The 11,436-nt window shown below is 68.2% G+C and carries 5 protein-coding genes; 4 read left to right on the top strand and 1 reads right to left on the bottom strand.

All coding sequences use genetic code 11. The annotated features are described in order from the left end of the window. The first annotated feature begins 182 nt into the window (after positions 1 to 182). Both R2C4_RS03980 and R2C4_RS03975 read left to right on the top strand, forming a co-directional pair. Entirely contained in the window at positions 183 to 1,232 is a 1,050-nt protein-coding gene (locus R2C4_RS03980; protein WP_244940776.1) for a glycosyltransferase family 2 protein, read from the top strand. Then, positions 1,229 to 2,179, top strand: coding sequence for a glycosyltransferase family 2 protein (locus R2C4_RS03975; protein ID WP_141889675.1), 951 nt, complete (start codon positions 1,229 to 1,231; stop codon positions 2,177 to 2,179). The genes R2C4_RS03980 and R2C4_RS03975 overlap by 4 nt, the downstream gene beginning before the upstream one ends. A gap of 137 nt (positions 2,180 to 2,316) precedes the next feature. Here R2C4_RS03975 and R2C4_RS03970 read toward each other — a convergent pair whose 3' ends face one another. After that, positions 2,317 to 3,069: a WecB/TagA/CpsF family glycosyltransferase gene (locus R2C4_RS03970; protein WP_141889674.1), complete on the bottom strand. Its 753-nt coding sequence runs from the start codon at positions 3,067 to 3,069 to the stop codon at positions 2,317 to 2,319. 191 nt (positions 3,070 to 3,260) lie between these two features. Between R2C4_RS03970 and R2C4_RS03965 the strand changes: the two genes are divergently transcribed. Continuing rightward, on the top strand, positions 3,261 to 4,724 hold the full coding sequence (locus R2C4_RS03965) for a hypothetical protein (protein ID WP_141889673.1): 1,464 nt from the start codon (positions 3,261 to 3,263) through the stop codon (positions 4,722 to 4,724). 261 nt (positions 4,725 to 4,985) lie between these two features. Next, a complete protein-coding gene (locus R2C4_RS03960) occupies positions 4,986 to 11,435 on the top strand; it encodes a type I polyketide synthase (protein ID WP_141889672.1) in 6,450 nt (2,149 codons plus the stop codon). The last annotated feature ends 1 nt before the right edge of the window (position 11,436 follow it).

Here is an 11,436-nt window from a genome sequence, read left to right as displayed (position 1 = left end):
CCGTCCGGTCCGCGCCGCCGGGCCGCCGTCCGCCGAGGGCCTGTTTGCGGCCATCTGCCGCCCCTGGGACTGCAGCAATCCCGCCGCAATTGCAGTTGAGCCGGCAGGCAGCGCTTGCAGCCGCCGGCGGAACCTTGCAGGTTGACAGCGACAGTCCCGGCAGGCGCAAAACGGAGCCCCGCGTGCACAAATCATTCGGCCACAGGCTGGCGGCCCGCGCCGGGAGGATGGCGCAAGACGCCCTGCACCGCGCAAGGCTGCACAGGTCGCTGCAGCATCTGCACGGCCCCGCCCGCCGGTTTGCCGCCCCGCAGGAGGCGGTGCTGATCGCGCTGGTGCGGGACGGGGCCTATTACCTCGACGTCTTTTTCGAGCATTACCGGCGGCTCGGCGTCTCCTGCTTTGTCTTCATCGACAATGGCTCGACGGATGGCACCGTGGAGCGCATCCTGCAGGAGCCGGGCACCGCAGTGCTGCGCTCCGCCCTGCCCTGGCTGGAGTTTGAGAACAGCTTCCGCGCCTATGCCGCCAGCCGGTATGGCCAGGACCGCTGGTGTCTGTTTGCCGACATGGACGAACTGCTCGATTTCGAAGGCAGCGGCACCGCCGGGCTGCCCGGGCTGACCGGCTATTTGGCGCAGCAAGGCTATACCGCGCTGCAGGCGCAGATGCTGGAGATGTTCCCCAAGGGCCCGCTGGCGGCGGCCCGCGGGCTGCCCTATCGCGGCGCGGTAAAGGCCTTCCGCTATTGCGATATCAGCACGGTGCAGGCGCTGGATTACGCCGCCGCGGAGACCGGGCTGGCCTATTACCTGCGCCAGAACAGCCTGCCGCCGGGCGGGGCGCGGATGCTGTATGGCGGGGTCCGCGGCAAGGTCTTCGGCGAGCGCTGCTGCCTCAGCAAGCACCCGCTGGTGTTCAACGGCCCCGGCGTGCAGGCGGCAGTGCATCCGCATGTCTCTGCCGGGGTGGCGGTGGCGGACGTCGAAGGGCTGATCCGCCACTACAAGTTTGCCGGCGACAGCCTGGCACGCGATCTGCAGACCCGGGCCGAGGCGGTCTCCGAACATGGCGAGGACAGGCTGCGCAGCGACGCAATGCAGGCGCAGCCGGAGCTGAGCCTGTGGTCAGATGCGGCCTTGGAAGACGCAAGCATCGCCGGTCTGCAGCGCCGGGGCTTCCTGCGCTGCGCGCCGGGGTACAGCGCCCGGATGGCCGGAGACGGCGCATGAGTGCGGCGTCCATCGGCGCGGTGGTGATCGGCCGCAACGAAGGCGCGCGCCTGATCCGCTGCCTGCGCTCCCTGCAAGGGCAGGTGCAGCAGCTGATCTACGTGGACAGCGGTTCAAGTGATGGCTCGGCGGAGGCGGCGCGGCGCTTGGGCGCTGAGGTTGTGGATCTGGACCTCAGCCGCCCCTTCACCGCCGCCCGTGCCCGCAATGCCGGTCTGGCCGCCCTGCGGGGCGGGATCGAGCTGGTGCAATTCGTGGACGGCGACTGCGAGGTGGACCCGGGCTGGATTCCAGCCGCGGCGGAGTTCCTGCGAACCCGGCCCCGGGCCGCGGCGGCCTGCGGGCGGCGGCGGGAGCGGTTTCCGCAGGCGTCGGTCTATAACCGGCTGTGCGACGCCGAATGGGACACCCCCGTTGGCGAAGCCGCGGCCTGCGGCGGCGATGCGATGATGCGGGTGGCGGCGGTCTATACCGCGGGCGGCTACCGCGAGAGCCTGATTGCCGGCGAGGAGCCGGAACTGTGCCTGCGGCTGCGGCGGGCGGGCTGGGAAATCTGGCGGCTGGACGCTGAGATGACGCTGCACGACGCGCAGATGCTGCGCTTTGGCCAGTGGTGGAACCGCAGCCGCCGCGCAGGCCACGCCTTTGCCGAGGGGGCTGCGCTGCATGGCGCGGGACCGGAGCGCCATTGGCGCACCGAGACCCGCCGCGCGCTCACCTGGGGCGCGGTGCTGCCCGCCGCCATCGCGGCTGCCGGGCTGATCAGCCCTGCCCTGCTGCTGGCGGCGCTGATCTACCCGGTCCAGGTCCTGCGCCTGTCCCGACGCATGGGGTATGAACGGGCGCTGTTTTCGGTACTGGGCAAATTTGCCGAAGCCTCCGGCGCGCTGGAGTACCACTGGCGGCGGCGGCGCGGCACGGCGCGCGGCATTCTGGAGTACAAGTAGCATTGCCGGGGGCTTTGCCCCTCTTGGCCTTCCGGCCAATTCACCCCAGGATATTTGCAGCCAGATGAAAAAAGGATCCGGTCTTCATCTGGCTGCAAATATCCCGGAGCGCGAGGCAGAGCCTCGCATCAGGCTGCTCAGCGGGTCCGGATCCGCCAGGCTTTGAGCATCTGGGCAGGCAGGATGGCCAGGCATCTGGCATAGCGCGGCAGCAGCCGGGTCGGGCTGGACAGCGCCCGCCACAGCCACTCCATCGCGATCGCCCGCACCCAGGCAGGGGCGCGCTTCTGATGGCCGCCGAGGAAATCCAGCCCGGCGCCGATGCTGGCAAAGCCGGTGCGCGGCGCCAGCCGGCGGCCGCGCTGCGCCAGACGCTCCTGCTTGGGGGCGCCCAGCGCCAGGAAACACAGGCCGACGCCTGTCTCATCCAGCCGGTGCAGGATCCGGTCGGCCTCCTCGCCCTCCGGATCGAACCGGCCCGAGGGGGCGTGGCACCAGGCGATGTCCAGCCCGGACACTTCGGCGGCCAGCGCCTCCGCGGCGTCTGCCAGCGCCTCTTCTGTGCTGCCGGCCAGCGCCACCGGCACCCCGGCCCCGGCCGCCAGGCGGCACAGCGGCAGCACCAGATCCGAGCCCGGCATCAGCTCCACCGGGCGGCCCGCCAGCCGCGACAGCCAGACGATCGGGCGCCCGTCCGCCACCACCAGATCCTGCGCCTGGTAGGCGGCCAGGAACTCCGGCGACTGCGCCAGTTTGACCAAGTGGTCCAGGTTGACCGTGGCCAGGGCAAAGCCCTGGCGCGCCTTGAACCGCGCCCGGATCTCCGCCTCCAGCAGCGCCCGGCGGGGCATGTTCACCGCCACCCGGCGGCCGTTGAAATCGAAATACACTGCATCCCCCGGTCTTAGACAATTCCCTGATACATCCGGCATCCGCGTCAGGCCAGCACAGCCCGCCGGCCCCGGCCGCCAGCGTGGCATCGCTGCACACCGTTTACCGGTTCTTGCAAATCCGCGCGACAGCGCCCGCGGCAATCGTTAAACTTTGAACCAACGACCGGGGAACGAGGAGAAACTGGCCTGTGCCCAATGCCTTGGCCTATCTGATGCTGCTGGCCTGGCCGCTGGTCAGCCTGGTGCTGTTCCGGCGTCTGCCGCTGGAACGGGCGATCCTGTGGTGCCTGATTGCGGGCTATCTGCTGCTGCCGCCGCTGGCCGAGTTCGACCTGCCGCTGGTGCCGGATATGGACAAATTCGCCATTCCCTCGGTGATGGCCTTTGTGCTGTGCGCAGGGCTGCTGCGCAAGCCGGTGCCGCTGTTGCCGCGGCATCCGGCAGTGCGGCTGCTGACGCTGCTGTTCGTGTTCGGCGTCATCCCCACGGTGCTGACCAATGGCGAGCCGATCCTGTTCCGCAAGATCGCCAATTCCGACCCGATTATCTTCCTGACCGATCAGCTGCCGGGCCTGCGCTGGCGCGACCTGGGTTCCGTCATCATCAACCAGATGATCGTGCTGATCCCGTTCCTGCTGGCCCGCCGCTACCTCTCCACGCCCGACGCCCAGCGCGAGCTGCTGCTGGCGCTGATGATCGGCGCGCTGGCCTATACCATCCCGTCGCTGGTCGAGATCCGGTTCAGCCCGCAAATCAACGTCTGGGTCTACGGTTTCTTCCAGCATGACTTCAGCCAGATGATGCGTCAGGGCGGCTTCCGGCCCATCGTGTTCCTGCCGCATGCCCTGTGGCTGGCGTTCTTCATGCTGTCGGCGCTGCTGGCGGCCACCGCCCTGGCCCGTGCCACCGCCGGCGGGCAGCGGCTGCGCCTGGCGCTGGCGGCCGCCTATCTGTTTGCGGTGCTGGTGCTGTGCAAGAGTCTGGCCTCGCTCGCCTATGCGCTGGCTTTTGTGCCCGTCGTGGCGCTGGCGCCCTTGCGCTGGCAGCTGCGGGCGGCCCTGCTGCTGGCGGTGATCGCGGTGGTCTACCCGATGCTGCGCAACACCGGACTGGTGCCGACCGAAGCGCTGGTGGCACAGGCCGAGGTGATCAGTGCCGAGCGGGCGCATTCGCTGAACTACCGGTTCGAGAACGAAGCGCAGCTGCTTGCCAGGGCTGCGGAAAAACCGTGGTTCGGCTGGGGCGGCTGGGGCCGCAACCTGGTGCGGCACGAGGAGACCGGGCAGATCCTGTCGGTCCCGGACGGGCGCTGGATCATCGTCTTCGGCACCTTCGGCTGGCTGGGTTACATCGCCGAGATGGGGCTGCTGGCGGCGCCGCTGATGCTGCTGGCCTCTGCCGCGCGGCGGGCGCCTGCCGGCAGCGTCTCGCCCTATGCCGCGCCGATTGCGCTGATTCTGGCGGCCACCATGGTCGACATGCTGCTGAACGCGACGCTGGTCCCGATCACCTGGATGTGCGCGGGATCGGTTCTGGGCTATGCTGAGCGGCTGCTGTACCCGGATGTGTTCCGCCCGCGCCCTGCGCTGTTCGGCGGCGCGCAGGCAATGCTGCCTGACACCGCAGGCGCTGAGCGGCGCAGCATCCTGTGATGCCGCAATCTTTCCGCTTTTCCGGCCCAATTCAACACAATGCGTCCATAGGACAGCCGCATGGATTGACGAAGATAAACAAGAATTCATCCGGCCCCGCGGAGCAGATGGGGATCTATGCCGCAAGGCCGGAGCAGCCGCCGGGAAAAATCCCGGCACCGGATAATAAACCCGTCCGGCGGGCCCTGCCATTTTCGCAAAGCGGACTGGCTGCGGCGTGCCGGGCTGTTTGCGAAGGGCCAGTGGGGTCAGGTATTGACGATGCAGGATGGAATTACCGCAGCGGCGGGCGCTGCCGAACAGATTACGCACGGTGATATTGCCATTGTCGGGCTGTCGGTGACGGTGCCGGGCGCAGGCTCTGCCGAGGCGTTCTGGCAGAACCTGCGCGCAGGGATCGAATTGATTGAGGTTCTGGACCGCGAGACGCTGCTGGCACATGGCGAACGCGCCTCGGCCCTGGCCGACCCGAACTATGTGCCCGCCGCGGCCCGTCTGCAGGGGTTTGACGAATTTGATGCCGAGTTTTTCGGCTTCAGCCCGAAAGAGGCTGCCATTCTCGACCCGCAGCACCGCAAGTTCCTGGAAGTCGCCTGGGGCGCGATGGAAAACGCGGGCCATCCGCCGGAAAGCATTGCTGGCCCCATCGGCGTTTATGCCGGCTGCGGCATGGGCAGCTATTTCTACTTCAACATCTGCTCGAACCCGGCCCTCGTCGATGACGTGGGCATGTTCCTGCTCCGCCATACCGGCAACGACAAGGATTTCCTGTCGACCCGCGTCAGCCATGTGTTCGACCTCAAGGGGCCGTCGGTCAACGTGCAGACCGCCTGCTCCACCTCGCTGGTGGCGGTGCATTACGCCTGCAAAGCGCTGCGCGAGGGCGAGTGCGGCATGGCGCTGGCGGGCGGTGTCACCATCGAGCTGCCGCAGAGCCGCGGCTATCTCTACAAGGAGAACGAGATCCTCAGCCCCGACGGCCATTGCCACGCCTTTGACCACCGGGCGCAAGGCACCGTCTTCGGCTCCGGCGCCGGTGCGGTGGCGCTGCGGCGGCTGGAGGATGCGATTGCCGACGGCGACCACATCTGGGCGGTGATCAAGGGGTCCGCCATCAACAACGACGGCGCGGACAAGGCGGGCTATCTGGCGCCTTCCGTCGGCGGCCAGTCAGCAGCGGTGCAAAAGGCGCTGGCAGCAGCAGGCACCCCGGCTGAGACCATTGATTACGTCGAATGCCACGGCACCGGCACCTATCTGGGCGATCCGATCGAAGTGTCAGCCCTGACCGACGCTTACCGTGCCAGCACGCAGGACACCGGCTATTGCCGCATCGGTTCGGTCAAGACCAACATCGGCCATCTGGACACCGCAGCGGGCGTTGCCAGCCTGACCAAGACCGCGCTGGCGCTGTACCACCGGGAAATCCCCCCCTCGCTGGGCTATGAGGCGCCGAACCCGGCGATTGATTTCGACACCTCGCCGTTCAAGGTGAACGCCGCCCTGACGCCCTGGGTGCCGCACAAGGGTCCGCGGCGGGCGGGCATCAACTCGCTGGGCGTCGGCGGCACCAATGCCCATGTGATCCTGGAGGAAGCGCCGGAGCGCGCGCCTTCGGAGGAAAGCGATTTCCCGTTCCAGATCCTTTGCGTTTCCGGACAGTCCAAGGCGGCGCTGGAGGCCAACTCCCAGGCGCTGGCTGAATATCTGAAAGCCAACCCCGAGGCCGATCTGGCGGACGTGGCCTATACGCTGAAGGAAGGCCGCCGCGGCTTTGCCAAACGGCGGGTACTGGTGGCGGAGACCAATGCAGAAGCCGCCCGGCTGATTGAAGAAAACGATCCGCGCAAGGTCTTCACCCACGACCGCCTGGGCGACTCGCCTGAGGTTGTTTTCATGTTCCCCGGCGGCGGCGCGCAATATGCGGGCATGGCGCGGGATCTTTACGAGACCGAACCGGTCTTTGCCGAGTGGATGGACCGCGGGCTGGAGCATCTGCAAAAGAGCCTCGACTACGACATCCGCGCCCTCTGGCTGCCGGAGGAGGGAGAGGAAGACGCCGCCAATGCGCGCCTGCAGCAGCCCTCGGTGCAGCTGCCGCTGATCATGATCGTGGAATACGCGCTGGCGCAGCTGTGGATCAGCTGGGGCGTGCGGCCTGCCGCGCTGGTCGGTCATTCCATGGGCGAAAACACTGCCGCCTGCCTCGCCGGTGTGCTGTCTTTTGAGGACTGCATCGACCTTGTCCTGCTGCGCGGACGGCTGTTCGACACCGTGCCTGCGGGCGGGATGCTGTCGATTGCGCTACCGCTGGCCGAAGTCGAGGCCATAATTGGCGATGACCTGGATATCGCCAGCGTCAACGCGCCCTCGCTGACCGCCGTGTCCGGCCCGCAGGACGCGCTGGACCGCCTTTCGGCAGACCTGAGCGCCCGCGAGGTGGAACACCAGCGCATCCAGATCGACATTGCCGCCCACTCCCGGATGCTGGACGGCATTTTGCAGGAATACGGAGATTTCATCCGCTCCCTGACCCTGTCCGCCCCGAAGCTGCCGGTGATCTCCAACCGCACCGCCACGGCCCTGACCGCAGACCAAGCTGTCAGCGCCGATTACTGGGTGGGCCAGCTGCGCAATACCGTGCGCTACGCCGATTGCATCGAAACCCTCGCCCAAACCCCGGGCCGCGTGTTCCTGGAGGTCGGCCCCGGCAAGGCGCTCAGCGCGCTGGCGCAGATGTCGCCGGCGGTAAAGCAGGGCCAGGTGCTCAGCTCCCTGCGCCATCCGGATCAGGACGTGATGGATGACAGCTATTTCTTCGGCGTCATCGGCCGCCTGTGGGCCTGCGGCGTCGAGGCCGACTGGCGGCAGATCTGGGGCGAGGCGCGGCGCAACCGCCTGCCGCTGCCCGGATACGCCTTCCAGCGCAGCCGCTACTTTATCGAACCCGGCAGAGCTGTGGTGGAGGAAGACGCTGAGTCTCCGGCCCGCCACGCGGATCTGAGAGACTGGGGCTACCGCCCGGCCTGGCGTCCGAGGCTGGCAGACTGCGCGTGGGACGTGGACCGGGAACTGGGCCAAGATCCGCAAACCTGGCTTATCTTCGAGGATGACACCGGCCACGCCGCCCGCGCCGCCGCCCGGCTGGAGGCCGCAGGCCATGCCGTCGCCCGCGTCCGCGCCGGCGACACCTATGCGCAGCTGTCGCCGAACGCATATATCCTGCCGCCCGAACAGGGCCGCGCCGCCTATGGCGCGCTGCTGGCGGATCTGGCCGGGGCCGGTCTGCTGCCGCACCGGATCGCTCATTTCTGGCTGGTGACGGAACAGGAAACCTTCCGCCCAGGCTCCTCCTTCTTTGACCGCAACCTTGAGATGGGCTTCCACTCCCTGACCGCGCTGGCGCAGGAGCTTGGCAATGCCGATCTGCCCGGCCCGCTGCATATCACGGTCTTTACCACCGGCGCCGCACAGGTCCGGGACGAGGCCCTGCCCTATCCGGAAAAGGCGATGATCGCAGGCCCTGCCGGCGTGATCCCGCGGGAGCTGCCGGGGCTGACCTGCGCCACCGTGGACATTGAGCTGCCAGCGCCGCCGCAGGGCCTGTTTGCCCGCCGCACCCTGGCGGACACGGACATCACCGCCCGGCTGCTGGAAGAGCTGATGGCGGAGCCCGCAAACATCTCCGCCGCCTGGCGCGGAGAGAAGCGGTTCGAACTCACCTGGCGCCCGCAGCCGCTGCCGGAACCGGAGACACCGCCCTTCAAACAGGGCGGCCATTACCTGATCACCGGCGGCTATGGCGGAATCGGCCTGGCCATCGCGGCTTATCTGATGCGGGACTGCGGGGCGAAGATCACGCTGATCTCCCGCGAGGGCCTGCCGCCGCGCGGCAGCTGGGACCGGTATCTCGGCAGCCACAGCCCGGCCAACCGCACCGCCCGGCGCATCCGCGCGCTGATGGCGCTGGAGGAGACCTGCAACGGCACCGTGCTGCCGCTGGCCGCCGACGTCTGCCACGCGGGCGAACTGCGCACCGCGCGCGCGCAGGCCGAGGCCGCAAACGGCCCGCTGACCGGCGTCATCCACGCGGCCGGCGTCATTGATGACGGCCCGCTGCTGGCCAAGGACGACGACCGGATCGCGCAGGTGCTGGCCCCCAAGGTGAGCGGGCTGCGCGCGCTCGACACGGTGTTTCCGGACGGCAGCCTGGAGCTGATGGTGCTGTTTTCCTCCTCCTCCACCGTGACCCGGCCCGCGGGCCAGGTGGATTACATCGCCGCCAACGAATACCTCAACGCCTGGGCCAAGCACCGTTCCGGCGGGCAGACCCGCGTCGTGGCGGTGGATTGGGGTGTCTGGGCAGACACCGGCATGGCCGCCGATGCCATGAATGCCCGCAACAGCGCCGCAGGCGCCAGCACGCCGGAGCCCTGCCCGCAGCCGCTGCTGCAGCAGCAGCGGTTCGACGCTGCCGGCAACCGCATCTTCACGCCCCGCTTCAGCACCGCAGACTGGCTGCTGGATGAGCATCGCACCGCAGACGGCACCGCCCTGGTGCCGGGTACCGGCTACATCGAAATGGCCGCCGAGGCGCTGACGGCAGCAGGTGCCGAAGGGCCGTTCGAAATCCGCGACCTCTATTTCCTGCGCCCTCTGGTTGTGCAGGACGGCGACCCCAAAGAACTTCTGGTTAAGCTAGAAGCTAAAGAAAATGGTTATGAACTGTTTGTTTACTCGGCATGTACAAATGGTTACTCTCTGAACTGTCAGGCAATGCTGGCCTCCGCGGCGGTGGCAGAATGCCCCGCCGCACTCAACCTCCAGAAGATTTTCGCCCGATGCCCGGAGGAGCAGGCGCCTGCCGGCGGGCGCCTGCAATCCCCGCAGGAGGCGCATCTGCGCTTTGGCCCGCGCTGGCATGTGCTGGAACGTGCGGCCCTGGGGAATGGCGAAGGGATTGCCTGCCTAGCCCTGCCGGAGGCTGCGGCGCAGGACGGCACCCTGCTGCATCCCGGCCTGATGGACCTTGCCACCGGCTGGGCGATGAAGCTGATCCCCGACTATCAAGCAGATGCGCTTTGGGTGCCGGTCTCCTACCGCACCATCCGCGTCTTTGCGCCGCTCATCGCGACCATCTTCAGCCACGTGCGGCTGGCCGGCGCGCCCGGCAGCGGCTCCGCCGTGTTCGACGTGACCCTGACGGATGCGGAGGGCACTGTGCTGGCCGAGATCGAAGGTTTCCGGATGCAGCGCCTCGCGTCCGGCTTTGACGCAGCAGCCGCAACGGCCGAGCCCGACGCCAGCGCAGCAGAGCTGGGGCTGGAGCCTGCCCGCAGCGCGCAGCCGCTGTCGCCGGAGGAACGCCGTCTGCAGCTGAACATTTCCAACGGTATCAAGGCCGAGGACGGCGGCGAGGCGCTGGCCCGCGCGCTTGCCGCCGGGCTGCCGCAGGTGGTGGTGTCCTCGCTCGACCTGCCCGCGCTGATTGCACAGGCGTCGCAGAGCGCCGCGCCCGCCGCGGCAGAGGCGCAGACCTTTGACCGCCCGCAGCTCGACACCGATTACATCGCCCCGCGCAACCCGGTGGAGGAGGAGCTGGCCAAGCTCTTTGCCGCGCTTTTGGGCGTCAGCCAGGTCGGGATCGAGGACAGTTTCTTTGACCTTGGCGGCCACTCGCTGATTGCGGTGCGGCTGTTTGCGCAGGTAAAACGCAGCTTTGGTGTGGAGTTCCCGCTGTCGGTGCTGTTCGAGGCGCCCAGCGTCGCCGCGCTGGCAGAGCGGATCATCGCCCGCACCGGCGGCGGGGTTGCGGCGGAACCGGGAGACACGCCCCAAACTGCGGAGGAACAGCCGCAGTACACCCATCTGGTGCAATTGCATCCGGGCGATGGCACCGGGCGGCGGCCCTTCTTCCTGGTGGCGGGCATGTTCGGCAATGTGCTGAACCTGCGCCACTTGGCGCTGCAGGTCGGCAAGGACCGGCCGGTCTACGGCCTGCAGGCCAAAGGGCTGGTGGGCGACGCCGCGCCGCACAGCCGAATCGAGGACGCCGCCCGCAGCTGCCTGTCCGAAATCCGCCAGATCCAGCCCCAGGGCCCCTATCTGCTGGGCGGCTTCTCCGGCGGCGGCATCACCGCCTATGAGATGGCGCAGCAGCTGAAGGACCAGGGCGAGGACACCGCCGCGCTGATCCTGCTGGACACGCCGCTGCCGGTGCGCCCGCCACTCAGCCGCCGCGACAAGGCCCTGATTAAACTCGCCGAACTGCGCCGCAAGGGGCCGGGCTACCTGGCCGAATGGGCCAGAAACCGCATCGCGTGGGAGTTTGAGAAACGCCGCGCCAGCCCGGCGGAGACCGGCGCCCGGCCGGAATTCAACAGCCGCAAGATCGAACTGGCCTTCCGCGCCGCAGTCGGGACCTATGGCCTCAGGCCCTGGGACGGGCCGCTCACCCTGTTCCGGCCGCCGCTGGACCGCAAATGGCAGGTCTCAAACGGCCATTGGGTCAGCGCCGAGCGCGAGTATGTCTTTGACGACAACGACTGGACCCAATGGGCCCCCGCCACCGAGGTCGCCGAGGTGCCGGGCGATCATGACAGCATGGTGCTGGTGCCCAACGTGAGCGTGCTGGCGGCAGGCGTGAAGGCGCGGCTGGACGCCGCCGACGCCGCCGCCGGGCGGCCCCGTTACGACCAGGCCGCGGAGTGAC

The sequence above is a fragment of the Leisingera aquaemixtae genome (assembly GCF_006740765.1).
GTDB classification, from domain to species: domain Bacteria; phylum Pseudomonadota; class Alphaproteobacteria; order Rhodobacterales; family Rhodobacteraceae; genus Leisingera; species Leisingera aquaemixtae.
The sequence above is the reverse complement of the archived record's forward strand: the minus strand, read 5'-3'. Positions and strand labels throughout refer to the sequence as shown.

Bases quoted from the DNA above. Each gene is read 5' to 3' on its own strand.
- R2C4_RS03975 (WP_141889675.1), top strand. From the start codon at position 1,229: ATGAGTGCGGCGTCCATCGGCGCGGTGGTGATCGGCCGCAACGAAGGC.
- R2C4_RS03960 (WP_141889672.1), top strand. From the start codon at position 4,986: ATGCAGGATGGAATTACCGCAGCGGCGGGCGCTGCCGAACAGATTACG.